We start from the raw sequence: 23,820 nt of genomic DNA, 5'->3' as shown, positions 1-23,820 counted from the left end.
AAAATGAACATGAACCTGGTCTTGCAAGGCCTTGATGCGACTACCGACACGCTCTTGCGCATCGCCGCGCTGGCCAATCCGGCGCGCGTTGTGCATCTGGGCGCACACGCCGTGCGCTGCGAGGAAGTCGCTTACTCCGACATCCTCAAGGCCAATATCGAACTGGCTGCCGACGGAGCATGTCTTGACGCCACCTTCATTGCGCCGGGACGCACGCTGGCCGACTTCAAGCTAGTTGCCATGGACATGGATTCGACGCTGATCACCATCGAGTGCATCGACGAAATCGCCGACATGCAGGGCTTGAAAGCACAGGTATCCGAGATCACCGAAGCTGCAATGCGTGGCGAACTCGATTTTTCCGAAAGCCTCAAGCGCCGCGTGGCGCTGCTCGAAGGGCTCGACGCCGGCGCGCTGGAACGCGTGTACCAGGAACGCCTGGCCATTTCGATGGGCGGCGAAGCGATGCTGGCCGCGGTCAAGGCGGCAGGGCTGAAAACGCTGCTGGTCTCGGGCGGCTTCACCTTTTTTACCGAGCGACTCAAGACACGCCTTGGCCTGGACTACACCCACGCCAACGCCCTTGAAATCATCGACGGCAAGCTGACCGGCCGCGTGACGGGCACCATTGTCGACGCCGATGAAAAAAGACGCACCGTGGAACAGGTCTGCGCCGGCATGGGCATCGCGCCGGCGCAAGCCATCGTCATGGGCGACGGCGCCAATGACCAGAAAATGATGGGCGTCGCCGGCCTGTCGGTGGCGTTTCGCGCCAAGCCGGTGGTGCGCGCCCAGGCCGACGTCGCCCTCAACTACTGCGGCCTGGACGGCTTGCTCGCCATTCTCGGCTGATGCGTCGAATCAAGAAGTGCTCGACCCCATCGAACTGCCGGACGAAGTAGTAAGCGCACGGCTCACCCGCGGCAGCATGTACCGCCGGTCACAAAAACCTCCACCGGGGTCAGTTCCCCCATTGCGACACGGCCTCATCTGTAGCTGCCGTTACAGATGAGACCGTGTCGTAATGGGGGAACTGACCCCGGTCGAGGTTTGGGCAGTTGGTTCGGTTTGTGCCCTGTTGTTATTGGGCGGCGGGATAGTGGACGACGATTTGGCTGCGGATCGTGTCCATCAAGCCCATCAGGGCCAGCGCGCCGTCGTGCAGCATGTGGCAACTTTTGGTTGGCCGCGCGCAGGGAGGGCGTCTCGCCTGCCGCATAGTTAGCGGACAGCGCAAAAGCCGAACGACTGGGTGCCGTTCGGCTGCACCGTAGCGTTGTAGCTCTTGCCGCTCGCCGCGAGCGTGGCCCCGCTTTGCGTGTAGTCGGCATTCCACAGGTTGTTCACCCTGCCCTGCACCGTCAACAGCACCTTCCACACGACTGGCACACTGCCGCTGTTCTTGACTGCGACGTCGGCGCAGTAGCCGGCAGCCCAGTCGGACGTGATGCGTAAAGTCGCACTGACGGCGCTGGCCGGTGGGGGCGGTGGCGGTGGCGGTGGCGGTGGCGTCGCGGCCCCATCCCACAGGCGCTTGAGCAGCGCTACCTTGTCCGGCCAGACGGTCTTCCAGTCATCCTGCAATATGCCGCCAGTGTCGCCGCTGTTCGGGTTCCAAGTCCAGTAAAACGAGCTGCCCATGCCGCGCTGCTTCATGTAGGTGACCAGCGCGTCTTGCCATACCTTGTCATTCGGATTGCCGCCGTGGCCATATTTGCCGCCAAATTCTCCGAGCACGACCGGATAAGTGGCGGCGAACTGGCCAAAATGCTGGTCCCAGATGGCCGGCATATTGGCCGGAAAATTGGATGCGCCGAAGTAGCTCTGGTTGTACACGTCCGGCCCGTACACATGGGGCGAGAGCACCAGCTTGTTGCGCGCAATATTGAGCGCCTTGCACTTGAGCGGTTCCAGGTTTTCACCCCAAAACACGGGCGTGTTGGCGCTGCAGACCGGGTTGGCCGCCACGCCCTCCACAAACACTAGCAGGTTCGGATTGGCCGCCAGGATGCGCGCCGCGGCACGCTCGGCCGCCAAATTCCAGTCGCGCGTGGCGTCGCCCGTGCCCCAGCTTGCGCCGTAAGGCTCGTTTTTGAGATCGATGCCGATCAGGTTTTTCAGGCCTGCGTATTTGCGGGCCAAAAATTCAAGATCGGTCAGCCACTGCGCCTCGCTGTAGGTCGAGGTGTACCACAGCGGAGAAATGGCATTGCAGTCGGGCCGGTGATGGTCGAGCAAGATGTACATGCCGCGCCGGTCCACCTCGGTCAGGAACAGATCGAGGAACTGGCGCGTGTTCATCCCCACCAGTTCGGGGTTGAACCTGGCGTCGAAATTCGGTTTGCCATCGCCGCGAAACGCCGCCGGGCACAGGGGAAGGCGCAGCGCGTTAAAGCCGGTTGCCTGGATCTGGTCGAGCATGTCGCGCCAGTTGCGCGCCCACAGGCCGTGCACCGCGCCGTCGTAGGTTTCAAAGCCGAACCAGTTCACGCCGCGCAACACCACTTCCTTGCCGCTGGTGTCGAGCAGTTTGCTGCCGCTCACGCTATGCGCTTGGCCCGATCCGCTCGCGCCAAACGCCAGCAAGACCACGCCAAGCGTGGCCAGCCTGCGACCTGTTGTAGTTGTCTTCATATTAACTCCCCTGTGATTGCCTGAAAAATCGTCAGGCGCGATTTACAGCGCGGCCGGCAGCTCGGGATAGCGCAGCACAGCGACCAGCGTCGCCCCGGTGGCCGTACGAATGATCGACTGGTAACGGGCGCTGGCCTCGCCATAACGCGCACGCGCGGCAGAAAGCGCGACTTCGTCGCGCACCAGGCGCTCGCGCAACGCGTCCAGCGCGCCCGCCCCGCCGTGCTCACCGGCGGCCAGCATATGCAGCGCGCCGGTCAGCTCCCCTTGCTGCTGCTTGTAATGGTTGATGCGCTGTGCGTCATACAAGACGCTGTCGTCGGCGCGCACCGCCCTGGCCCTGGCCAGCGAACTGCGTGCCGGCGCCGCGTCAATGGTGCGCTCGGCGTCAAGCGCGGCACTGGCGGCCTCGATGCGCGAGGCGTGGATACGCACGATGTCGTGCCAGGCAGCTTCGCTATCAGCCCGAGCGCGCACCAGTTCACGCGCCGGCGCAATCGCGCCCGCCAGCGCCATCATTGCAGCGACCAGCACCGCACTCAAGGCGATTTTTTTGTACTGATGCATAGCTTCCTTCCGTGGGTCCAATTGCGGCGCCGCTGGCCCGCAGCCTGCGGCGCCGCCGGTTCTATTTTACGACGATGGTGCAGTTGCGCCCACTCCAGGCCAGCGCAGTGGGCAGCGGTTTGGCGCCGCTGTAGCCAATCTGCATGCCAAAGTTGACGCTGCCATTGGCCGGTACCGTGCCGTTGTACGACATCGGCGTGGCCACGAATGCACGACCCGATTTAGCCAGCATCGCATTCCACGAATTGGACAGCGTGACGTCGTTCGACTCGGTCCAGCTGACCGACCAGCCATTGATCGGCGCGCTGCCGGTGTTGCGCAGCGTGACGGACGGAACCTGGCCATTACCCCAGTCGCTGGCCGTGTTGAACTCGACCGCGCAGCCGGCTGCGGCCACCACGTCCTTGTCCACCTCGGTGGCAAGCACGGTAAGCGCGGCGGCGTTCGGGGCCGTCACCGTAAAGCTGGCGCTGCCGTTGATGCTGTCGGCGTCCACTGCGGCGGCCAGCGTCACGTTCTGGTCCAGGTTCCAATTAGCGGGCGTGAACGTGAGTGTGGCGCCCCCCGCCACGCCCAGATCAACGTCGCCGCCCACCCGCGCCACCGACACGCTGATGTTGGCCGCAGGGGCGGTGGCCAGGCGCACCCGGAAGCTGCGCGAGGCGCCTTCGGGCACAGCCAGCGGCGCACCGCTGACCACCAGCGTCACCGGCGCCACGACGTCACGGTCAGCCTCCACTGCCGCCACGCTGACACCGGTATGGCCGGGCGCGCCGAAGTTGAAACTGGCGCTGCCGTTGACCTGGTCGGCGTCCGGCGCGGCGCTGATCGCCACGTTCTGGGCGACGTTGTAGTCGGCCGGCGTGAAGACCAGGCTGGCGCTGGCGGTGGCCAGGTCCGCGTCGCCGCCGGCCGCCTTGGCTACCGACACCGTCACGTTGGCCGCCGGCGCTTTGGACAGCGTGATGCCAACTGCGGCGCTGCCGCCTTCGGGCACCGTGAGCGCAGCGGCGCTGGCCAGCACCGACGGCGAGTCGACGCCGCCGATCAGGTTGGCGTAGTCGGCCATCGCCATTGCAATGTCGGCCTGCGCCCAGAACCGGTGGTAGCGCCATTTGGGCGCCGCGCCGCCGTCCAGGTAAGCCTTGAGCGCCGGCCACTGCGGGTCTTGCAGGTACTTGGGCCGCATGCTCAGGAAGGTGGCACTTGCATCGATCGTCGCGCCCTGGCCGTTGGTCCCGCTCCAGCCGGGCGGAATATACACGCCCGAGCCGGTGGCCGGGTTGTAGGCTTCCGTAAAGCGCTTGTAGTCGCCCCGCGTTTCCTCCACCGACAGGCCCTGCGCATCCTGGTGCCTGGCCCACATGCGGTCCAGCAGTTCCCTGGCCAGTGTTTTGGCGCTGCTGCTGTTTGATTTGGCCGCGTAGTAGATCAGCGTGCGCGCATAGGCCGCAGCCACGCCCACGTCGTCGGTCTTGTCGGTGACGCTCACGCGCAGGCCGGCATTGCCGCCCGGAGCGGCGGCGTTCCAGGTGTCGGGCTGGCCGCTCCACGCCAGCGTGTTGGGAATCGCATAGCCGCCGTCGGCCAGCAGCGCCGTGTTGGCCGCAGCCCACGCCACCCACTTGTCGAGCACCGTCTTGGCGCGCGCGTCGCCGGTCGCATAGTAGTACTCGGCCACGCGCTGCATGGACCACGCCTGGAAGCCGAACCAGGTGTTCGACGCCGGGTCATGGTAGACCGGTTTTTCGTCGTAGTACATGCCGTAGAAGCTGGCCGTGCCCGGCGGCGGGGCCAGGTAGTCGCCGCCGTAGCTGTTGGTGGCCCCGCCGGCGATGGCCCCGTCGGCCGACTGCAGCCAGCGGTACAGCTCCAGCTGGCGGCCCAGGCTTTTGCCCCAGTCGCCGGCGCCCGTCGGCGAAAGTGGCTTGAACTCCGCCTGGCTCGACAAGACCCAGGCAGCCAGCGGATTCTGGTAGCCGAAGTGATTGTGGCTGGAACCGATACGCCATGCCCAGCCGGCGTTGGGATCAGTGGCGCCGCCCCAGGCGTAGTACCAGCTCATCAGGTAATGCTGGTTGTCGCGCAGGCCCTGCGCGTTGGTGGCCCCGCTGCCGCCCGGGCAGCCATATTTGTCGATGCAGTTGCCGACTTTTTTGAAGTACTTGTCGAACATCGCGTAGCGCAGATAGTCGCCCATCTTGGCCGCTTTCTTGACCAGCTCGGCCACGTCCGCGCTCTTGCCCTGCGCTTTGGCCCACACCGATGCCCAGTACACCGCCTGCACCGCGCGCGCGTCGGCGTCGGGCGCATTGGTGTAGCGCCACTGCTTGGCGTAGCTCGCGTCGCCGATGAACAGGCCAAGAAAGCCCTGGCTGGCGCCGTTCTTGCCCCACTTGAAGGTCTCGCAGGAGGGGTGCGGCACGGTTTCCCACACCGATTCCTGCGCGCCGCGCTGGAACGTGTTGATATACGCGGGTTTGCTCACGCCGTCGCCGCAGCGTCCGTACCCGTACCAGTTGTCGACGTCGACCAGCCAGTGCATGCCGTAGATGTTGCGGGTGCCGTAGGTGGCTTGCAATTCGTTGGCGATGGGGTCGGTGCCGACCGGCACGCCGCTTGCCAGCGGCGCCGGATAGCTCGATGGCAGATTGTATTCAGCCGCGTAGGTGGCAGGCTTGGCCGGATTGTAGAAGCTGTTGGTGGGCTGGTCGGCCTGCGTCGGGATAATGAAAGCTTCCATATTGGCCCATGCCGCATTGAGCGGCGCCCAGTCGCCGGTGGCGCGGCCGTATTGGGCTTCCAGCCAGAGCCAGAAGCTGTAGGCCTCGGACGTGGTTTCGTGGCCGTAGTCGGGCGCCTCGACCATCAGCGTTTCGATCGAATGGTAGGGCACGCCCTGCGCACTGAAGTAACCATTGGCCGGGTTCTTGATTTTTTGGTATTGGGCCAGAAAACGCTTGTTGTATTCCGCGTCTGGCGCTGCGTGTGCCGGCGCCATGAACGGCATGGCGAGCGCGGCGGCCGTACCGGCCGTCACCGACAACACTTTCAGGTTGCGCAAGGCACTATGCACGATGCGCGCACCCGTCGATGGTGCCGGTGGCGACGCGGCGGCATTGCAGTGTACGTTGTTGGTCGAGTTATTCACTATTCGTCTCCTACGAATATGGGCTTTCGGAACGGCCGCAGGATGCGGACGCCAACTTGGGCCGGCTGCTCTTTCACTACGCAGAACAATGCCAGCGAGGAGTATCACCGAGCGACGCGTCCGTCGCGCGGTATCACAGCGTTTTACTATTTACCGACTTATGAAATCGTTTTCATTGCATCTCGAAAAAAAACGGCGTTGACTTTTGCCGTGGTGTGCATTTTTGTGCAAAAAATGACGATAAAATGGCGTAATTCAGTCGTTCTCGTCAAGTTGAAAACATGCCGAATTGTGTCGCGCTGATTCAAGGTTAGCTTTTTGAAAGCTTTCATGTCAATCCAGATTGCATAGATTTCCGCGCAAATTGGAGGAAAGTTTTTCACTGATACCGAATCGGATAAGAGATCATCGCGAAAGCAAACCGGGCACGGATCGGTGTCGAGTTGGAAGCGCTTCTATAGAGGTGCAAATTTGGCGGCGCGCGCAGTTCCTGTCTACATTTCTTTGCGCATGCGCGTAAGCGCCACTGTGACGCCGCCCGACAAGGCCAGCGTGATGTGCTCAGTAGGCACAAACCCATGACGCGCGTAAAGCGGCACACCCGGCATGGTCGACACCAGTTCGAGCGCTTTGAAGCCAGCTTTGGCGGCGGCGCTGGTGCAGTGCTGCAGCAGCATGGTGCCGAGACCGCGCCGCGCCATCCTGGGATCAACAAAGAAGGCGCGGATGCGGGCCGGCTCGGTGGCGGGATCGAGCGCCCGATCATTGCCGCTTTTTGCCTGGTCGCCGCCGAAATCGGTCGCACGGGCACTCCAGCCACCGCAGGCGACGAGCACGCCGTTGTCTTCAACTACGTGGTAGGTGCCGTCGGCAACGAGCGCACTGTCGACGCCGAACACGTCGCGGGTGATGGCGGCAGCCTGCTCGTCGGTATAAAACCCGACCGACAGGCCCACGCCGGAAGCGCGAATCAGTGCGTTCAATTCGGTTTTTTCCGCTTCTTGCGCAAGTCGAAGGGTATACATGTTTTTTCCGCTGATCGATTTTTACGGTACAGCGACACCGGCGCCGTAACTGCTTTGCGCGTCGTTGTAACAGGCTGTAAATGGCCCCTGATACGGGCTACAATTATTTTATAGTGTTCGTCTGATAGTGGAGGATTGCGCGATGAGAAAATTACTTGTGGTTGCCCTGGCTACTGCCCTGGCCGGTTGTGCAGAGATGCCGCAGCAACAAGGCTACGGCACCAACGCCTATGCGCAGCCGCGCGACCCGTCACAGTGGCGCGTGGTGTCGGTGACACCAGTGCCTGTGGGAACTGCAGCCAAGGTGGCCGCCAAGTCGCCGGACGGCAAACCGGTCGAATATTCATCGACGACAGTGCCGCGCCCCGTCTATAGCAGCGCGCCGATCTTCAGCCAGACGCCCGTGTACAGCCAGGCGCCGGTGTACGGTTCAGCACCAGTCTACTACCCCGCTCCCGTGTACGCGCCGCAGCCATCGTATTACTGGCCGCCGGTGAGCTTAAGCCTGGGCTTTGTCTTAGGCCAACACTGGGGCCGGGGCTACGGTGGCGGGCATTTTCGCGGTGGGCATTTCCGCGGCGGCCACCGCTGACCAGCCGTTGCGCCTTTGCGGGTCTGAACCCCGCCTTTAGCGCCGCTGAACGTCCAGCGCATTGGGCACGGCGGCCCGCGAGGCGGTATTGTCAAAAATAAGCCACACTGTTCGTCCTGCGGCCACATGGTCATCCATGTCGCGCGCCAGTTGCGCAAGGTATGCAGGCTCGTAGGACGAGTAATAAATCCGCGGCGAACCGTGCAGCCGAGCACAGATGGTCGCGCTGGTTGGCACATGCGCGCCCGGTTGCCCCTTGGCCGGATCGGCGATCACCCGCGTGACGCCGCTTTCCTGCAGCAGTGCCGTGGCATCTGCCTCAAACCACGCCGCATTGCGCGCCTCACAGGCAATCGTGCATCCGAATGTGTCTTGCAGGCGCAAGAAAAAATCCTGTACCACGCCGGCATCGAACTCTCGTTTGGGCGGCAACTGGACCAGCACGCAACCGAGCTTGTCGCCGAGCGCCCCCGCCTCGCGCGCGAACTGGGCCAGCGGTTCGTCGATGCCGACCAGTTTTGCATCATGCGTGATCGAACGCGGCAATTTGACGGAGAAGCGGAAATCATCCGGCACGCTGGCCGCCCAGCGCTCGTAGGTTTTAACCTGGTGCGGGCGATAAAATGATGAATTGATCTCCACCGCGCCGAGCACGGCGGCGTAGCGCTGCAGGTGGCTGCCCTCGGCTGGAAAGGCAGCGACGGCGTCGCGCGGAATGGTCCAGCCCGCGCAACCGACCAGCACCCGCCCCGCCCCGTTGTTTTGTTCAGTGCGTTCTGTCATGGGCGCCGAGTCTACCAGCGTAGCGCGCGCTACCGGAACACGGTACAAACCGCGCGCGTCATACAATGTCGATATCATAACGACCAACGCCGGAGTAGCGCATGACCGAACCAGTCCATATCGTCTGTCCCCACTGCGACGCGGTCAACCGCGTGGGGCAGGAGCGCCTGGGCGACGCGCCCGTGTGCGGCAAGTGCACGCGCGAGCTATTCCTGGGTAAACCGATCGACGTCACGAGCGCGCGTTTTAGCAAGCACATCGAGCGCAACGACATTTTGGTGCTGGTCGATTTCTGGGCCGCCTGGTGCGGGCCGTGCAAGATGATGGCGCCGGCCTTCCACCAGGCCGCGCAGCGGCTCGAACCCGCCTTCCGCTTGCTCAAGGTCGATACCGAGAACGTGCAAGACGTCGCCGCCCGTTTCAATATCCGCAGCATCCCGACCCTTGCGCTGTTTCGCAACGGGCATGAAGTGGCGCGCCAGGCCGGCGCCATGGATGCCGGTTCCATCGTCAACTGGGCCCAGGCGCAAGCCGGTGCCCGCTGATTAACATCACCATTCAGGAACAATCATGACCCAAGAATTGATACTCGACAGTAAGCTCGAAGGCGAAAAAAACATGGCACGCGTGCTGTACATCGTGCACGCACTGACCTTCTTCTTTTCACTGGGACTGCTGTCGATCATCCCCATCATCATCAACTACAGCAAACGGCCAGCCACGCAGGGCACGCTGGTCTACAGCCACCATACCTGGATGATCCATTCATTCTGGTGGTTCGTCATCTGGATGGCGGTCGGCGGCGTGCTGTTCATCACCATCATCGGCATCCCGCTGGCGTACGCCGTGTGGGGCGTGGTGTGGCTGTGGAAGGCTTACCGGCTGATCCGCGGGTTCCTCGCCCTTAGCGCAAACGAGCCGGTGCCTGCCTGAAGCAGCGCTTGAAGTTAAGCCTGGAGCGTGGCGAGCGCGCGTTCCAGGTCGGCGATCAGGTCGGCCGTGTCTTCCAGGCCGATATTAAAGCGCACCAGCGTACCGTTGCCTTGCCAGCCACTGCGCATGGCTTTGACCCGGTACGGCATCACCAGGCTGTTGGCTCCGCCCCAGCTGTAGCCCAGACCGAACAGCGCCAGGCTGTCGACGAAGCGATCGGTCTGTGCTTCGCTGAAGCGCTCGTCGAACAGCACCGAAAACAAGCCGCCGGCGCCGGTAAAGTCGCGCTTCCAGATGTCGTGGCCCGGGCAGTCCTCAAACGCCGGGTGCAGCACCTTGGTAATTTCGGGGCGCGCCTTGAGCCAGGTGGCGACCTTGCGCGCGCCGGCGTCATGCGCCTCGAAGCGCAGGCGCATGCTCGGCAGGCCGCGCATGACCAGGTAAGCGTCGTCTGGACTCACGCCCATGCCCAGGCGCATATGCGCCAGCGCCAGGCGGTCGTTCAGCGCGCGCTCGCGCGTGATCAGGGCGCCCATCAGCACATCCGAGCCGCCTGACTGGTACTTGGTGAGCGCCTGCATGATGATGTCCACGCCCAGGTCAAAGCCGCGCAGCGCAAGCCCCGCCGACCAGGTATTGTCGAGCGCAACGAGCACGCCGCGTTCGTGGGCCGCCTTGCAGATGGCCGGCAGGTCCGGCACTTCCATCGATACCGAGCCGGGCGCCTCGGTCCAGATCAGGCGCGTGTTCGGTGCGATCAGTGCGGCGATGCCGTCTCCGATCAAAGGATCGTAATAGCGCGCGGTGATGCCGAAGTCGCGGCTGAGCCAGGCGCCCAGCTCGCGGTTGGGGCTGTAGACGTTTTCGGGCAGCAGGACGTCGTCGCCGGTTTTCAGCAGCGCGAAGTCGACCATCGCGATTGCGGCCAGGCCGCTGGGGGCCAGCAGGCAGTGCTCGCCGCCCTCAATGTCGGCCAGGCGCGCTTCGAGGGTGAAGGTGGTTGGCGTGCCGTGCAGGCCGTAGGTGTAGCCGTTTTTTTCTTTCCAGTCGCCCGAGCGCATCGCGGCCACGTCCTTGAACAGCACCGTGGAGGCGTGGTGGATCGCCGTCGGGAAGGCGGCGAAGCCTTCGGGCGCGGTGTAGTCGTTGTGGATCAGGGCGGTTTGGGGGGATTTTTTCATGGGGGTTTGCAAGGATGGGGGACTGCGCTGGTCGCTGGTGGGTTCAGGTGCATCCTGGATCGTGGGTACGATGAGCGCTTAAGCATCTACGTGGCCCGCTAGTGTCCCGAGTTGGAAGTTCGTTGTATAAACATCCCGAGAATCCCCGCGATACTGCGTCAAAAATGCTCGCAAGGTCTCGGCCTTGCTCCGCTTTTGTTCCGCTTTTGTTCCTTGTCTCTCGGCGATTTCGGAACATTTATAAGCAACGAACTTCCAACTCAGGACACTAGCCGGGAAGCCTGCATTTCCACCACATCGTCCTCGCGAACGCGGGGATCCATGGAACAGTTGCTCAGTTGACCCGTTCTATGGGTCCCCGCGTTCGCGAGGACGATGTATCTATTCTGCTGTTGCTGCGCTTACCGCAGTGCCAACGTCACTTCAAAAACGTCAAGCAACCCACGCGGCCCATCAAGAAGTTCAGGCCACCGACGCCCACAGGTCGTGCGCATCGGCCGCCGTCACCGTGACATCGGCGAACTCGCCCACCGTCAGCTTTTTGCCAGGCACCAGCGAGCGCTTGATGTGCACCACGCCGTCGATTTCCGGGGCGTCCGCCGACGAGCGGCCAATTGCTTCCTTGCCGCCCACTTCATCGATGAGCACGCGGATGGTCTTGCCCACTTTTGCCTGCAGGCGCTTGGCCGAAATGTCTTCCTGAAGCAGCATGACGCGCGCGCGGCGCTCTTCGCGCACTTCTTCAGGCACCGGGTTGGCCAGCAAATTGGCCGTGGCGCCTTCCACCGGCGAATAGGCAAAGCAACCCAGGCGGTCGATCTGGGCTTCCTTCAGAAAGTCCAGCAGGTACTCGAATTCTTCGTCCGTTTCGCCCGGAAAGCCGGCGATGAAGGTCGAGCGGATCGTCAAATCCGGATTCATGGCGCGCCATGCCTGGATGCGGTCCAGGTTTTTCTCGCCGCTGGCCGGGCGCTTCATGCGCTTTAACACATCCGGGTGCGCGTGCTGCATCGGGATGTCGAGGTAAGGCAGCACATGGCCGCCGCTCATCATCGGGATGATCTGGTCGACGTGCGGATACGGGTACACATAGTGCAGGCGCACCCACGCGCCGTATTGCGCGGCCAGCTGGCCAAGCGCTTCCACCAGCTGCGTCATGTGGGTTTTTACCGGACGGCCGTTCCAGAAGCCCGAGCGGAACTTGACGTCCACGCCATAGGCGCTGGTGTCTTGCGAGATGACCAGCAACTCCTTAACGCCCGCCTTGAACAGGTTTTCCGCTTCCAGCATCAGGTCGGCGATCGGACGCGAGACCAGGTCGCCGCGCATCGACGGGATGATGCAAAAGCTGCAGCGGTGGTTGCAGCCTTCGGAGATCTTGAGGTAAGCGTAGTGCTTCGGCGTGAGCTTGATGCCCTGCGCCGGCACCAGGTCGAAAAACGGCGCATGCGGCTTGGGCAGGTGCAGGTGAACTGAATCCATCACCTCGGCCAGTGCATGCGGACCCGTCACGGCCAGCACCTTGGGGTGGATCTTCATGATGATGTCGTCGCCGGCAGCATCTTTTTTGGCGCCCAGGCAGCCGGTGACGATGACGCGCCCGTTTTCGGCCAGCGCTTCGCCGATGGCGTCGAGCGACTCTTGCACGGCAGCGTCAATGAAGCCGCAGGTGTTCACGATGACGAGGTCGGCCCCGTCATAGGACTTGGCCGTCTCGTAACCTTCGGCGCGCAACTGGGTCAGGATCTGTTCGGAGTCGACCAGCGCCTTGGGGCAGCCGAGCGAAACGAAGCCAACTTTTGGAGCGGCACCAGGAAGGGGAATACGGCGAAGTTCGGACATGATAGGGGCGCAAAAAGGCAGGGGAATCCGCTATTGTAACCGAGGGCCGAGCCCCTTCGGGCTTTTCCGCCCTGCCCTGTGCCTGCTGTCCGTGCGCCGCTTACTTTTTCTCGACTGGGGGGAAAGGAAAGGTGCCGAAAATATTCTTGCTCTGGCTTTGCATCTGTTCCTGCATCTGCACGAACAGGCTCTTGCTCTGGTCGATATAGTTGTTCATCATCCCCTGCATCATCGGCCCTTGCACATTCATGAACTGGGTCCACATCTCCGGGCTGAACGGCTTGCCCTCGAACGTACCCGTGCTGCCGGTCGTGAACTTGGTCTGGATGTCCGTGAAGGCCTGGACATTTTTTTCCAGGTAGGAACCCATCATGCCCTGCATGGCATGCCCGTAGTAACGAATAATTTGCGACAACACGTTGCTTGAGAACATGGGCGCGCCGTTGGCTTCTTCTTCCAGAATAATCTGAAGCAGGATGCTGCGCGTGAGGTCTTCGTTCGACTTGGCATCGATCACGGTGAACTCGTCGGCGTCGAGCACCAGTTGCTTGACGTCGGTCAGCGTGATGTACGAGCTGGTCTGGGTGTCGTACAAGCGTCGGTTCGGGTATTTCTTGATCAGGCGTTCCGTACTCTTTTTTGCACTACTCATCTCAAGTTCCACTTATTGCGCCGCAGCGCAGTTGTAATGATTACGAAAAAAAAGCGGACTTCGGTCCGCTCCTGACAAGCCTACTTTTTGCATTATAGGATGGATGTTCCCGAAAATACCACTTTGCGCCGTTAGGCGCACCATTTATTGCAACGCAACCAAATAGCAACCGGAAAGCAACTCCGGTTGCCGTAGCCGCTAGTCTGCGCGCACTTTCACGTAGCGTCCAGGCGCCGCCTCGATCGGCTTGAACTTGGCGTTGCCGGCCTTGGCGGGCGCCTTGACCGACTTGCCGCCGTGGTCGGCCAAAAATGCCGACCATTCGGGCCACCAGCTGCCGACGTGCTCGCTGGCGCCGGCCATCCAGGCGTCAGCCGCAGTCACGCCCTTGGCCTTGGCATCGTTGGTCCAGTAACTGCGTTTCTTTTTCGAGGCCGGATTGATGACGCCGGCAATGTGGCCGGACGCGCCGAGCACGAAACGGTTGGCTTTGGCGTTGCCGGGATTGAGCAGATGCATCGATGCATACGCGGCATTCCACGGCACGATGTGGTCTTCCTTCGATCCATAAATGAACACGGGCGCCTTGATGCTGGCCAGGTCGACTTTCTCTCCGGCCACTGTGAGCTTGCCCGCCTGCTTCAGGCTGTTTTCCAAATAGGTGTTGCGCAAGTACCAGCAGAACATGGGACCAGGCAAGTTGGTGCTGTCCGAATTCCAATACAGCAAGTCGAACGGCGGCGGCTCGTTGCCTTTGAGGTAGTTCGACTGCACGTAATTCCACACCAGGTCGTTCGGACGCAGCGCCGAAAACGTCGTCGCCAGGTCGCGGCCCGGCATCAATCCGCCTTTGGACAGCGCTTTTTCGCGTTGCGACACTTGTTGCTCGTCGATGAAGACGTCGAGCACGCCGGTATCGGCAAAGTCGAGCAGCGTGGTCAGCAATGTCAGGCTCGCCGCCGGCTGCTCGCCGCGCGCCGCCAGCACGGCCAACGCGGTGCTGACGATGGTGCCGCCCACGCAAAAGCCGAACGCGTTGATTTTCTCGGCGCCCGAGATGGCGCGCGTGACTTCAATCGCCTTGATGGCGCCATGCTCGATGTAATCGTCCCAGGTGGTGCCTTTGAGCGACTCGTCCGGATTGCTCCACGAAACCAGGAACACGGTGTTGCCCTGCTCCACCGCGTAACGGACGACCGAGTTTTCGGGCTGCAAGTCCAGGATGTAGAACTTGTTAATACACGGCGGCACCATCAGCAGCGGCACTTGGTGCACGGTGGGCGTGACCGGGGTGTACTGGATCAGCTGGAACAGTTCGTTCTCGAACACGACCTGGCCGGCGGTGGTGGCCACGTTGCGGCCCACTTCAAAGGCTGACTCGTCGGACAGGGAAATGCGCCCTTTTTGCAAGTCGGCCAGCATGTTGGACAAGCCCTTGGTCAGGCTCTCGCCCTTCGTTTCAATCAGCTTTTGCTGCGCTTCGGGGTTGGTAGCTAAAAAATTGGCCGGCGACATGGCGTCGACCATCTGCTGGACCGCGAAGCGGATCTTTTGCTGTTCCTTGGGCGGCGCTTCCACGGCATTGGCCATCGTGGTCAGAAACTCGGCGTTAAGCAGGTATGATGCAGCACTGAAGGCGGACATCGGGTTCGCTGCCCATTCGGGCGACGAAAAGCGGCGGTCCTCCAGCACGGGCGTCTTGGACGCCAGAAAGTCTTGCCACAGGGCGGCGGCCTTTTGCAGGTAGTCGTCGCGCAGCGCTTCGAGCTTTTCGGGCTTGAGCATGGCGCTGGCATCGGTGAACATCGCTGCCACGGGACTCGCTTCCAGCGCAGGGGTCTTGAACACCGCCTGCCACGCGGCCGGGTCCGAAAACTGGTTCATCCAGGCGGCGGCCATGGCTTGGGGGTCTGGCATGGTGTTGTTTGCGTCCATTAATTTTCAGCCTTTTAATAAAACGATCTCAAGGAATAGTATGTGGATTGTCGTCGTTGCATGGGTCTATGTCGTCGGCCTGATCGCCGTGAGCCAACCTAGTGTTGTTGCCGGAATTATGACTTTTTTAGGGTATTGCGTGTTGCCTTTGTCAATCTTGCTCTACCTGACGGGTGGAAAAGCGCGCCGCGCCCGCAGGGCAAGGGAGCAGTCCAATCAGGGCAGCCGCGATACCACCTCGTCCAGCAGTGAAAGCAGCAGTAGCGACAGCAGCAGCAACAGCGCCGACACTGGCAGCAGCGACAGCAGTAGCAGTAGCGGCGGCGACTAGGGCAGTATTGGCCGCTGGGCGTACCCTCATTTGATCCAAATCAAACTCGCTTGGCGACCCGTGACGCGATCGCGGCGATACGAATAAAAGCGCGCGCTGTCGGTAGCGGTGCAATGCCCGCCGCCAGCCACGCGGGTCACGCCGTCGCGCGCCAACATCAGCCTGGCCAACGTATAAATGTCCGCCAAAAACTTGCCTTCGCGACCGGGGTACGGCGTGAAAGCCGCCTTGAGCGCATCGACATCGCCTATCGGCGCGCCACGAATAAAAGCGTCGAGCACATCGGCGCCCACTTCAAACTGTTCCGGACCAATGGCCGGCCCCATCCACGCGGTGATATCGCCCGCGCCCGCAGCGCGCATGGCGTTGATGGTTTCGGACAGCACGCCCCCCGCCAGGCCGCGCCAGCCGGCGTGCGCCGCCGCGACGACCTTGCCTTCCAGATCGGCGAACAACACCGGCAGGCAATCAGCCGTCATTACCGCACACACCACGCCGGGCGCGCTGGCAACGCTGGCGTCGGCCACCTGCACCGGCTGCCCGGGCCGGACACTGGCTGCATCGACCACGGCAATGCCATGCACTTGCGAAATCCAGGCCGGCTGGCCCGGCAGCAAGGCCGCCAGCCGCGCACGGTTTTGCTGCACCAGTGCGGCGTCGTCCCCGCAATGCAAGCCGAGATTGAGCCCGCCGCCGCCCTGCCCGTCATCGTAAGGCGCCACGCTGACGCCGCCCTGACGGGTACTCGCCAGAGCGCCCATGTTGGCAGGCAAGTCGGGCCAGTCAGGCACGATCGGTGACAAGTTGCGAGACCGGCTCGGCATCAGACCTGCTCTGGCTCGGGAATGCCGGCTTTTGCGATCAGCTCGGCAAAGTCATCGGCCAGCGGCACGATCCATTCGCACTGTTCGCCAGTGGCCGGGTGGACCAGGCCCAGGCGCCGCGCCTGCAGCGCCTGGCGCGGGAAGACGGGCGTCAGGTGCTGCTTGCCGTACACAGAATCGCCGACCAGCGCGTAGCCGATGTGCAGCATGTGTACGCGGATCTGGTGGGTGCGGCCCGTTTCAAGCTGGCACTGCACCAGCGTGACGGGACGGCGGTCCAGCATGCCTGTTTCGAGGCGCTGGTAATGGGTAATGGCCGGCTTGGCCGACAGGCTGGTGGTCACAGCCATCTTGACCCGGTCCTTGGGGTGGCGGCCCATGGGCGCGTCAATCGTGCTGCTCAGCTGCGGGGTGCCCCACACCAGCGCAAAATACTCGCGCTTGACGGTACGCGCCTGCAACTGGCGCACCAGGTCGGTCTGCGCCGCCAGCGTTTTGCCGATGACCATCAGGCCGCTGGTATCTTTGTCGAGCCGGTGCACGATGCCGGCGCGCGGCACGCCTGCCAGCTGCGGGCAATGGTGCAGCAGGCCGTTGAGCAGGGTGCCGGACCAATTGCCTGCGCCAGGGTGCACTACCAGCCCGGCCGGCTTGTTGATGACCATGATGTGCTCGTCCTCGAAGACGATGTTCAGGTCGATTGCTTCAGGCGTGTAGGCATGGTCTTCGGGCGCGCTTTGTGGCACGATAACGACCGTTTCATCACCATACGCGGTATCCTTGCCGCGCGCCGGTTTGCCGTCCACGTGCACGTGGCCGCTGTCGAACCATAATTGCAGGCGGCTGCGCGAAAATTGCGGCACCAAGGCGGCAATGACTTTGTCGAGGCGGTGGCCGCACGCGTCGGGGGTCAGCTCCAGGGTAATGGGCGACAAATCAATGCCGCCGTGGTCTGGAACAAACTCGGCATCAAGCTCGGCGTCGATCTCGTCGTCGAAATCAGGGTCTATCGGTAAATCCGCCAAATTCGGCGTTGGAGTTAATATCACGGCAGTCCCATCGGCTATAATCAGCCTTTCGTTGAATCTCGGTTAATACTCTTCTGCACAAAGCTATGCAAAAAAAATTATCTTCTGTTGTTGCTACATGTGTTCTGCTGGCCATGACGGCTTGCAGCTGGTTGCCGGAAAAAACCGACGAGACCAAAAGCTGGCCAGTGGCGAAATTATACGCTGAGGCGCGCGAGGAAATGGATGGCGGCCACTACGAAGCGGCAATCAAGCTGTGGGAACGCCTCGAAACGAACTACCCGTTTGGAAATTATGCAACGCAGGCGCAGATGGAAATCGCCTACGCGCACTACAAGACACAAGACCAGGCTCTGGCGCTGGCCGCCGCCGACCGTTTCATCCGCGAGCATCCGACCCATCCGCAAGTGGACTATATGTATTACCTGCGCGGCCTGATCAGTTTTAACGACCAGATCGGTTTGCTGAGCGTGGTGTACTCGCAAGACCCGACCGAGCGCGATCCGAAGGCGACGCGCGAATCGTTCGCCGCGTTCAAGGCGCTGGTTGACCGCTATCCGAACAGCAAGTACGCGCCCGATGCAGCCGACCGCATGCGGTACCTGATAACGGCCATGTCGCAGTATGAAGTGCACGTGGCTAACTACTACTTCCGCCGCGGCGCCTACCTTGCTTCGCTGAACCGCGCGATGGGTGCCGTCAAGGATTACCAGGATGCACCGGCGCGCGAAGAAGCGCTGTACCTGATGGTGCGTAACTACGAAAAACTGGGCATGACGGACCTGCAAAAGGATACGGCGCGCGTGTTCGCGAAGAACTACCGGAACAGCAAGTTCATGAATCCGAACGGGCCCGATGGCGCGTGGTGGAAGTTCTGGTCAAAGTCGAACAAGTAATTAACAAAAACCGCTCGGAGATGAGCGGTTTTTTTTCGCGGCCTACACTTCCAGCTTGCGCCGGAACACCCAGTTCGTCTCATCCGACGCCTTCTTGTCGAACGCATACCCATCCACTTTGAAACGCTTGAGCTTGGCCGCGTCGGTAATGCCCTTGACCGCTGCATAGCGCGCCATCATCCCGCGCGCGCGCTTGGCGAAAAACGAAATGATCTTGTACTTGCCGTTTTTCCAGTCCTCGAATACCGGCGTGATCACCGGCACCGACAACAGCTTCGGTTTGACCGACCTGAAGTATTCCTCGGACGCGAGGTTGACCAGCACCTCGGCATTATTGGCCTCGGCCGCGCCGTTTAAGGCGGCCGTGACGGACTCGCCCCAGAATGCATACAGGTCCTTGCCGGCTGGCGTTGCAAGGCGTGTGCCCATTTCCAGCCGGTGCGGATGAATCATGTCGAGCGGACGCAGCACGCCGTACAGGCCGGACAGGATGCGCACATGCGACTGCGCGTACGCCAGCTGCGCCGGCTTGAGCGAGCGGGCATCGAACCCGGCATAGACGTCGCCATTGAAGGCCATGATCGCCTGGCGCCCTTCGTCCGTATGGTGGGTGTCGGCGTTCCAGCTTGCGTAGCGCCCCACGTTCAGGTGCGCCAGCGTATCGGAAATACTCATCAGATCGCTGATCTGCCCCGGCGAATAGCGGCGCAGCACGTCGATCAGCTGGCCGGAGCGGTCCAGAAAGTCGGCTGTCGTGGCGAGTTTGGTTGTGACGGGCGTTTCAAGGTCCAGCGTTTTGGCTGGGGACAGTACAATCAACATAGACTCAATCAGCGATACATTTAAATAGACCAATATGATACCTGCTCCAGCCAAACGCATCGTGCTAGACACTAATGTCTGCCTCGACCTGTTCGTCTTTAACGACCCGCGCTGGCACGGCCTGCTGGCCGCACTTGAAAGCGGCGCGGTCGAAGCCATTACCCGTGCCGATTGCCGCGACGAATACCTGATCGTGCTGCACTACAAGCATCTGCCGCTCGACGAGGACAGCCGAGCGGTGTCGGCCGCCAGCTTCGACCGCCTGATCAAGGTGGTTTCGCCCGAGGCGAAACTGGTGCGTCTGCCGGTTTGCACCGACAAGGATGACCAGAAATTTCTGGAAGTGGCGCGCGACGGGTCGGCCGAGATTTTGATCACCAAAGACAAGGCACTGCTGAAACTGGCCCGCAAGACCGCTCAGGCCGGCATGTTCCGCATCATGGTGCCGGAAGCCTGGCTCAAGCTTGAATAGCCGGCCTGCGATAAAATGCACGCTCATGCAATCGATTGAGCCGTCCATGCCTACTCCTCCGCTGTCCACCAAACTGCCCGCCGTGGGCACCACCATCTTTTCCGCCATGTCCGCCCTGGCCGCCGAACACGGCGCGGTCAATCTGGGCCAGGGTTTTCCCGACTTTGCCTGCGATCCGGCGCTGGTCGACCGGGTGACCGACGCCATGCGCGCCGGCCACAACCAGTATCCGATGATGACCGGCGCCCCGCCGCTGCGCGAAGCGGTGGCTGCCAAGATCGGCGCCCTGTACGGTGCCAGTTACTGCCCGGCCAGCGAGATCACCATCACCGCCGGCGCCACGCAGGCCATCACCACCGTCATTCTGTGCTGCGTTCGCGCGGGCGACGAAGTGATCGTCATTGAACCTGCCTACGACTGCTATTTGCCGGCCATCGCACTGGCCGGCGCCGTGGCGGTGACGGTGCCAATGGCCCTGGGCGACGGCGGCTTTGGCGTACCGTGGGGTCAAGTGGCCGCGGCCGTCACCGCGCGCACGCGCCTGATCGTCGTCAACTCGCCGCACAACCCCACCGGCACCGTGTTTGGCGCGGCCGATATCGACGCCCTGCGCGACATCGTGCGCGGCACCGACTTGCTGATCCTGTCCGACGAAGTCTATGAACACATGGTCTACGACGGCCAGCGCCATGAATCGGTGTGCCGCCATCCGGAGCTGGCCGAACGCAGCTTCGTTGTCTCCAGCTTTGGCAAGACCTATCATGTCACGGGCTGGAAGGTGGGCTACGTGGCCGCGCCGGCCAGCCTGAGCGCCGAATTTCGCAAGGTCCACCAATACAATGTGTTCACGGTGAATACGCCCATGCAGCACGGGATCGCCAGCTACATGGGCAACAGCGCGCCCTACCGCGACTTGCCCGCCTTTTACCAGCGCAAGCGCGATCTGTTTCGCGGCGGTCTGGCGAACTCGCGCTTCACGTTGCTGCCAGCCGACGGAACCTACTTTCAATGTGTCAGGTACGATGCAATTTCCTCTATACTGGAGTCGGAATTCGCACAATGGCTGACTACCGAAATCAAGGTCGCCGCCATCCCCGTTTCGGCGTTCTACGCACAGGGTCGGGAAGCGGGTATTGTGCGCTTTTGCTTCGCCAAACAAGATGACACCCTGAAGCTCGCGCTGGAGCGGTTGGCGCGTTTGTAAAATGCGTATGAAGGCAGCAAAAATCGGTGGATGATCATGGCATTCAGGCGTCTCAAGCTGTCCGACCTCACCTTTGGCAAGCCGCTTGCCTGGGACGTTTTCAGTGCGCCCTTGGCCAAGCGGTCAGTGCTCGAAAAAGGCGCGCTGGTCGCCCCTGACCAGCTATCCCTGCTTGAAACCGGCCTGTATGCCGAAGCGGGCGTGCCCGCCTCCGTCCTGCAAAGCCTGAACCAGATCAACCGCCGCCTCGAGCGCATCCTGATGGACCTGCGCGACGTGGCCAGCGCCGACACCGAACTGCGCGCCATCGCCCGCGAACTGATCGACGCCGTCGCGCGCGACGAAAACATCGCGCTGGCCGCCATCTTCCTGAACCAGATCGCCGGCGCCTATGCGATCCGCCACTGCACCGAAGCTGCCATCGTCGTGTGCCTGATCGCGCGCGCCATGCACAAAGACCCGGCCGAACTGCTGATCATGGCCGCCGCCGCGCTGACCATGAATGTGGGCATGGTGCGCCAGACCGAAATCTTCCAGGGGCGCGACGGCGCCTTGTCGAACGAGGAGCGGGCCATCGTGCGCCGCCATCCGACCGACAGCGTCGACATGCTGCGCTGGGCCGGCATCGCCGACGAAGCGTGGCTCGACCTGGTCTTGCTGCACCACGAAAATGAAGACGGCAGCGGCTATCCGCAGGGACGGCTGGGCGAGGAAATCTCGCAAAATGCCAAATTGATCGGGCTGGCCGACCGTTATTGCGCGTTTGTCTCGGCGCGCAACTACCGCCGTTCGCTGCTGCCGCCGATGGCCCTGGCCTGCCTGGCCGGCGGGAGCGACATGCCAGTCGACCCGGACCTTGTCGCCCACTTCAGCGCGCGGATCGGCGCCTACCCACCGGGCACGCTGGTGCGGCTGGCAAACGGGGAGACCGGCGTCGTGTTCAGCGGAGCCGACCAGGCCGGCGCGCTGCGGGTGCATGTGCTGCGCTTGAGCGACGGCACGCCTTTGGCACTGCCCGAACCGCGCTCCACGGCCGACGCAAACTGCTCGATCGCTGAAGCCCTGCATGAAGACACTGCCAGGCTGCGCTTCACGATGCAGCATATTTGGGGTGAGCTGGCCGCACTGTAAACAGTCAGGCATGCGCGTCAGCACTGACCATGGCGCCGCTAGTGAAATGCCCGGCCGCGCGGGCCGGGCCGGGCCGGGCCGGACTATTACTTGGCCATGCCGTCTTTGCCCATGCTGTCCTTGCCCATGGCATCCTGTTTCATCTCGCCTTTTTTCATCTCATCCTTCTTCATCGCGCCTTTCGTCATGGCGTCCTTCTTCATTCCTGTTTTGCCCATGTTGTCGTGCTTCATGGCTGGCTTTGTCATCGTGTCCTTGTGCATCTGGTCCTTGTGCATCTCGTCCTTGTGCATCTCGTCCTTGGCCATCGCATCTTTTTTCATGGCGTCCTGCGCGTGGACGGCGCCGGTCAACATCAGGCAAGCAGCGAACAAGACGGTAGTAACTTTTTTCATGATATTCCTCGTAAAGTAAATTGAACAACGTAGATTGAACAACGTGGGTACTGCGTGCTGCGTCAGTCCGGCTCAGCTGCCGCCGAACCAGTTATACCCCTGGTCTTCCCAATAGCCGCCAGGGTAGGTATTCGTCACAAAAATGGCCTGAATGTGCTTGGGATTTTTGTAGCCAAGCTTGGTGGGCATGCGCAGCTTCATCGGAAAGCCATAGCGCGGCGGCAGAACCTGCCCGTCATAGGTAAGCGCCATCAATGTCTGCGGATGCAGCGCCGTGGCCATGTCGATGCTGGTGTGATAATCGTCGGCGCACTTGAAGCCGACGTATTTCGCGCTCAGGTCCGCGCCAACGTGGCGCAGAAAGTGGCCGAACGATACGCCGCCCCACTTGCCGATCGCGCTCCAGCCTTCCACGCAAATGTGGCGCGTGACCTGGTCTTGCTGCGGCAGCGCGCGCAGGCGCTGCAGCGTCCACGGCTTGCGGTCGGCCACCATGCCGCTCAATTCAAGGCGCCACGTGTCGGCGTCCACCTCGCGCACCTCGTCCTCGCCGTAATAGGCATTGAACGGGAACGGACGGGTAATCATCGATTCCGGGTAGGTTGGCGCCAGCCGCGTTGGGTCGAACAGCAAGCCCTGGACGCGGTCATTGAAACTGTCGATGCGCCGTAAGGCCGCGTCGATGCTGTCCTCGTCGCCCGTCGAACAGCCGCTTAGGAGCGCCAGGCCGCCCAGGCTCAGGCTGCGCTGCAGGAAGGCGCGGCGCGCTGGATGGGCGACCCGGTTGAGGGCGTCGGCAAGCATCTGCGCGCCTTCAGCGGGAACCACGATGTCGCGTTTTTTCAATAGTGTCATGCTCGATTCTCCTTGATCAGCGGCCGCGCAGCATGGCCAGCAGGCTGCGCGGAACCAGCGCCACCATCACCACATGCACGACAATGAAAGCGCACAGGCCGGCCATCGCAAAAAAATGCACGCGGCGCGCCCCCTCGTAGCCGAACAGCAGCTCGCGCAGCAGTGGAAACTGCACCGATTTCCAAAGCACCAGTCCAGAGAGCACCAGCACGATGCAGTCGACCATGACGAACAGGTAGGCCAGGCGTTGAACGCTGTTGTACTGCTGCGGATCGGCATGGGCCAGTTTGCCTTTGAACGCTGCGCTCATATCCAGCAGCAGCTGGCGTGGTGCTATCGGAAAAAATTTGATGCGCAGGCGGCCCGATGCCACATTGATGGCCAAGTACGCGATTCCGTTGGCCGCCAGCAGCCACATGGCCGCGAAATGCCATTGCAGTGCCCCGCCTAACGAATAAGGTTAGATCGAGCGAGCGTAGCGACGCCTCGATCTGAACCGTTTGTTGGACAAGCCCGGCCCGTGAGCCGCGTTGCGGGCCTATAGGAAATATGTCTTTGGAAGTTTGG

The 23,820-nt window shown here is 62.1% G+C and carries 23 protein-coding genes and 1 pseudogene; 9 read left to right on the top strand and 15 right to left on the bottom strand.

Annotated elements, in window-relative coordinates:
• Positions 1–9: 9 nt before the first annotated feature.
• On the top strand, positions 10–852 hold the full coding sequence (serB, locus tag ACP7D4_RS19890) for a phosphoserine phosphatase SerB (RefSeq protein WP_426210888.1): 843 nt from the start codon (positions 10–12) through the stop codon (positions 850–852).
• Positions 853–1,221: 369 nt separating this feature from the next.
• Here the strand turns inward: serB and ACP7D4_RS19885 are convergent, their stop codons facing one another.
• The 4 genes from ACP7D4_RS19885 to ACP7D4_RS19870 form a co-directional block, all read right to left on the bottom strand.
• The gene (locus tag ACP7D4_RS19885; RefSeq protein WP_426210887.1) at positions 1,222–2,634 is read right to left on the bottom strand and encodes a cellulase family glycosylhydrolase; all 1,413 of its coding nucleotides are present in this window, start codon (positions 2,632–2,634) and stop codon (positions 1,222–1,224) included.
• Between the two features lie 42 nt (positions 2,635–2,676).
• Complete coding sequence (locus tag ACP7D4_RS19880; RefSeq protein ID WP_426210885.1) at positions 2,677–3,201, bottom strand: hypothetical protein; 525 nt, start codon at positions 3,199–3,201, stop codon at positions 2,677–2,679.
• Positions 3,202–3,262: 61 nt separating this feature from the next.
• Positions 3,263–6,352: a glycoside hydrolase family 48 protein gene (locus ACP7D4_RS19875; protein ID WP_426210883.1), complete on the bottom strand. Its 3,090-nt coding sequence runs from the start codon at positions 6,350–6,352 to the stop codon at positions 3,263–3,265.
• A gap of 494 nt (positions 6,353–6,846) precedes the next feature.
• The gene (locus tag ACP7D4_RS19870; protein WP_426104914.1) at positions 6,847–7,377 is read right to left on the bottom strand and encodes a GNAT family N-acetyltransferase; all 531 of its coding nucleotides are present in this window, start codon (positions 7,375–7,377) and stop codon (positions 6,847–6,849) included.
• A gap of 142 nt (positions 7,378–7,519) precedes the next feature.
• Here ACP7D4_RS19870 and ACP7D4_RS19865 point away from each other — a divergent pair, with 142 nt between their 5' ends.
• On the top strand, positions 7,520–7,969 hold the full coding sequence (locus ACP7D4_RS19865) for a hypothetical protein (RefSeq protein ID WP_426210881.1): 450 nt from the start codon (positions 7,520–7,522) through the stop codon (positions 7,967–7,969).
• Between the two features lie 36 nt (positions 7,970–8,005).
• On the opposite strand, the gene ACP7D4_RS19860 is transcribed toward ACP7D4_RS19865, so the two are convergent.
• On the bottom strand, positions 8,006–8,752 hold the full coding sequence (locus ACP7D4_RS19860; RefSeq protein ID WP_426210880.1) for a DUF72 domain-containing protein: 747 nt from the start codon (positions 8,750–8,752) through the stop codon (positions 8,006–8,008).
• A gap of 101 nt (positions 8,753–8,853) precedes the next feature.
• Here ACP7D4_RS19860 and trxC point away from each other — a divergent pair, with 101 nt between their 5' ends.
• The gene (gene trxC, locus ACP7D4_RS19855) at positions 8,854–9,297 is read left to right on the top strand and encodes a thioredoxin TrxC (RefSeq protein WP_426104910.1); all 444 of its coding nucleotides are present in this window, start codon (positions 8,854–8,856) and stop codon (positions 9,295–9,297) included.
• A 25-nt stretch (positions 9,298–9,322) separates the two neighbouring features.
• Complete coding sequence (locus ACP7D4_RS19850; RefSeq protein ID WP_426104908.1) at positions 9,323–9,685, top strand: DUF4870 family protein; 363 nt, start codon at positions 9,323–9,325, stop codon at positions 9,683–9,685.
• A gap of 14 nt (positions 9,686–9,699) precedes the next feature.
• Here the strand turns inward: ACP7D4_RS19850 and ACP7D4_RS19845 are convergent, their stop codons facing one another.
• The 4 genes from ACP7D4_RS19845 to phaC form a co-directional block, all read right to left on the bottom strand.
• Entirely contained in the window at positions 9,700–10,866 is a 1,167-nt protein-coding gene (locus ACP7D4_RS19845) for a cystathionine beta-lyase (RefSeq protein WP_426104907.1), read from the bottom strand.
• A gap of 462 nt (positions 10,867–11,328) precedes the next feature.
• Complete coding sequence (gene rimO / locus ACP7D4_RS19840; protein ID WP_426210878.1) at positions 11,329–12,708, bottom strand: 30S ribosomal protein S12 methylthiotransferase RimO; 1,380 nt, start codon at positions 12,706–12,708, stop codon at positions 11,329–11,331.
• 100 nt (positions 12,709–12,808) lie between these two features.
• A complete protein-coding gene (gene phaR / locus ACP7D4_RS19835; RefSeq protein ID WP_426104904.1) occupies positions 12,809–13,360 on the bottom strand; it encodes a polyhydroxyalkanoate synthesis repressor PhaR in 552 nt (183 codons plus the stop codon).
• 198 nt (positions 13,361–13,558) lie between these two features.
• Positions 13,559–15,277 carry a class I poly(R)-hydroxyalkanoic acid synthase gene (phaC, locus tag ACP7D4_RS19830; protein ID WP_426210877.1) on the bottom strand — a complete coding sequence of 573 codons (1,719 nt, stop codon included), beginning with the start codon at positions 15,275–15,277 and terminating at the stop codon, positions 13,559–13,561.
• A 58-nt stretch (positions 15,278–15,335) separates the two neighbouring features.
• On the opposite strand from phaC, the gene ACP7D4_RS19825 reads away from it, so the two are divergent.
• Complete coding sequence (locus tag ACP7D4_RS19825; RefSeq protein ID WP_426104900.1) at positions 15,336–15,626, top strand: hypothetical protein; 291 nt, start codon at positions 15,336–15,338, stop codon at positions 15,624–15,626.
• 26 nt (positions 15,627–15,652) lie between these two features.
• Here the strand turns inward: ACP7D4_RS19825 and pgeF are convergent, their stop codons facing one another.
• Both pgeF and ACP7D4_RS19815 read right to left on the bottom strand, forming a co-directional pair.
• Entirely contained in the window at positions 15,653–16,450 is a 798-nt protein-coding gene (gene pgeF, locus ACP7D4_RS19820; protein ID WP_426210875.1) for a peptidoglycan editing factor PgeF, read from the bottom strand.
• On the bottom strand, positions 16,450–17,499 hold the full coding sequence (locus ACP7D4_RS19815) for an RluA family pseudouridine synthase (protein ID WP_426104898.1): 1,050 nt from the start codon (positions 17,497–17,499) through the stop codon (positions 16,450–16,452). The genes pgeF and ACP7D4_RS19815 overlap by 1 nt, the downstream gene beginning before the upstream one ends.
• 65 nt (positions 17,500–17,564) lie before the next feature.
• Between ACP7D4_RS19815 and ACP7D4_RS19810 the strand changes: the two genes are divergently transcribed.
• Entirely contained in the window at positions 17,565–18,374 is an 810-nt protein-coding gene (locus tag ACP7D4_RS19810; protein ID WP_426210874.1) for an outer membrane protein assembly factor BamD, read from the top strand.
• Positions 18,375–18,416: 42 nt separating this feature from the next.
• Here ACP7D4_RS19810 and yaaA read toward each other — a convergent pair whose 3' ends face one another.
• Positions 18,417–19,196 (bottom strand): peroxide stress protein YaaA, encoded by a 780-nt coding sequence (gene yaaA / locus ACP7D4_RS19805; RefSeq protein ID WP_426210872.1) that lies wholly within the window; start codon positions 19,194–19,196, stop codon positions 18,417–18,419.
• Between the two features lie 34 nt (positions 19,197–19,230).
• Here yaaA and ACP7D4_RS19800 point away from each other — a divergent pair, with 34 nt between their 5' ends.
• From ACP7D4_RS19800 to ACP7D4_RS19790, 3 genes are read left to right on the top strand one after another with little or no spacing between them, the layout of a single operon-like run.
• Positions 19,231–19,668 carry a putative toxin-antitoxin system toxin component, PIN family gene (locus ACP7D4_RS19800; RefSeq protein ID WP_426104893.1) on the top strand — a complete coding sequence of 146 codons (438 nt, stop codon included), beginning with the start codon at positions 19,231–19,233 and terminating at the stop codon, positions 19,666–19,668.
• A gap of 46 nt (positions 19,669–19,714) precedes the next feature.
• Positions 19,715–20,872 (top strand): pyridoxal phosphate-dependent aminotransferase, encoded by a 1,158-nt coding sequence (locus ACP7D4_RS19795; protein WP_426104892.1) that lies wholly within the window; start codon positions 19,715–19,717, stop codon positions 20,870–20,872.
• A gap of 36 nt (positions 20,873–20,908) precedes the next feature.
• Complete coding sequence (locus ACP7D4_RS19790; RefSeq protein ID WP_426210871.1) at positions 20,909–22,003, top strand: HD-GYP domain-containing protein; 1,095 nt, start codon at positions 20,909–20,911, stop codon at positions 22,001–22,003.
• 86 nt (positions 22,004–22,089) lie between these two features.
• Here the strand turns inward: ACP7D4_RS19790 and ACP7D4_RS19785 are convergent, their stop codons facing one another.
• The 3 genes and pseudogenes from ACP7D4_RS19785 to ACP7D4_RS19775 all read right to left on the bottom strand — a co-directional run.
• Entirely contained in the window at positions 22,090–22,398 is a 309-nt protein-coding gene (locus tag ACP7D4_RS19785) for a pentapeptide MXKDX repeat protein (RefSeq protein ID WP_426210869.1), read from the bottom strand.
• Between the two features lie 72 nt (positions 22,399–22,470).
• The gene (locus ACP7D4_RS19780; RefSeq protein WP_426104957.1) at positions 22,471–23,202 is read right to left on the bottom strand and encodes a molybdopterin-dependent oxidoreductase; all 732 of its coding nucleotides are present in this window, start codon (positions 23,200–23,202) and stop codon (positions 22,471–22,473) included.
• Between the two features lie 67 nt (positions 23,203–23,269).
• Positions 23,270–23,704: pseudogene (locus ACP7D4_RS19775) on the bottom strand (cytochrome b/b6 domain-containing protein); the annotation flags it as partial.
• Positions 23,705–23,820 lie beyond the last annotated feature (116 nt).

Origin of the sequence: Massilia sp. TWP1-3-3 (genome assembly GCF_049897805.1) — a bacterium.
Lineage (GTDB): Bacteria > Pseudomonadota > Gammaproteobacteria > Burkholderiales > Burkholderiaceae_D > Telluria_A.
This window is presented reverse-complemented; position numbering and strand designations above follow the sequence as displayed.

Bases quoted from the DNA above. Each gene is read 5' to 3' on its own strand.
- serB (WP_426210888.1), top strand. From the start codon at position 10: ATGAACCTGGTCTTGCAAGGCCTTGATGCGACTACCGACACGCTCTTG.
- ACP7D4_RS19885 (WP_426210887.1), bottom strand. From the start codon at position 2,634: ATGAAGACAACTACAACAGGTCGCAGGCTGGCCACGCTTGGCGTGGTC.
- ACP7D4_RS19880 (WP_426210885.1), bottom strand. From the start codon at position 3,201: ATGCATCAGTACAAAAAAATCGCCTTGAGTGCGGTGCTGGTCGCTGCA.
- ACP7D4_RS19870 (WP_426104914.1), bottom strand. From the start codon at position 7,377: ATGTATACCCTTCGACTTGCGCAAGAAGCGGAAAAAACCGAATTGAAC.
- ACP7D4_RS19865 (WP_426210881.1), top strand. From the start codon at position 7,520: ATGAGAAAATTACTTGTGGTTGCCCTGGCTACTGCCCTGGCCGGTTGT.
- ACP7D4_RS19860 (WP_426210880.1), bottom strand. From the start codon at position 8,752: ATGACAGAACGCACTGAACAAAACAACGGGGCGGGGCGGGTGCTGGTC.
- trxC (WP_426104910.1), top strand. From the start codon at position 8,854: ATGACCGAACCAGTCCATATCGTCTGTCCCCACTGCGACGCGGTCAAC.
- ACP7D4_RS19850 (WP_426104908.1), top strand. From the start codon at position 9,323: ATGACCCAAGAATTGATACTCGACAGTAAGCTCGAAGGCGAAAAAAAC.
- ACP7D4_RS19845 (WP_426104907.1), bottom strand. From the start codon at position 10,866: ATGAAAAAATCCCCCCAAACCGCCCTGATCCACAACGACTACACCGCG.
- rimO (WP_426210878.1), bottom strand. From the start codon at position 12,708: ATGTCCGAACTTCGCCGTATTCCCCTTCCTGGTGCCGCTCCAAAAGTT.
- phaR (WP_426104904.1), bottom strand. From the start codon at position 13,360: ATGAGTAGTGCAAAAAAGAGTACGGAACGCCTGATCAAGAAATACCCG.
- phaC (WP_426210877.1), bottom strand. From the start codon at position 15,277: ATGCCAGACCCCCAAGCCATGGCCGCCGCCTGGATGAACCAGTTTTCG.
- ACP7D4_RS19825 (WP_426104900.1), top strand. From the start codon at position 15,336: ATGTGGATTGTCGTCGTTGCATGGGTCTATGTCGTCGGCCTGATCGCC.
- pgeF (WP_426210875.1), bottom strand. From the start codon at position 16,450: ATGCCGAGCCGGTCTCGCAACTTGTCACCGATCGTGCCTGACTGGCCC.
- ACP7D4_RS19810 (WP_426210874.1), top strand. From the start codon at position 17,565: ATGCAAAAAAAATTATCTTCTGTTGTTGCTACATGTGTTCTGCTGGCC.
- yaaA (WP_426210872.1), bottom strand. From the start codon at position 19,196: ATGTTGATTGTACTGTCCCCAGCCAAAACGCTGGACCTTGAAACGCCC.
- ACP7D4_RS19800 (WP_426104893.1), top strand. From the start codon at position 19,231: ATGATACCTGCTCCAGCCAAACGCATCGTGCTAGACACTAATGTCTGC.
- ACP7D4_RS19795 (WP_426104892.1), top strand. From the start codon at position 19,715: ATGCCTACTCCTCCGCTGTCCACCAAACTGCCCGCCGTGGGCACCACC.
- ACP7D4_RS19790 (WP_426210871.1), top strand. From the start codon at position 20,909: ATGGCATTCAGGCGTCTCAAGCTGTCCGACCTCACCTTTGGCAAGCCG.
- ACP7D4_RS19785 (WP_426210869.1), bottom strand. From the start codon at position 22,398: ATGAAAAAAGTTACTACCGTCTTGTTCGCTGCTTGCCTGATGTTGACC.
- ACP7D4_RS19780 (WP_426104957.1), bottom strand. From the start codon at position 23,202: ATGCTTGCCGACGCCCTCAACCGGGTCGCCCATCCAGCGCGCCGCGCC.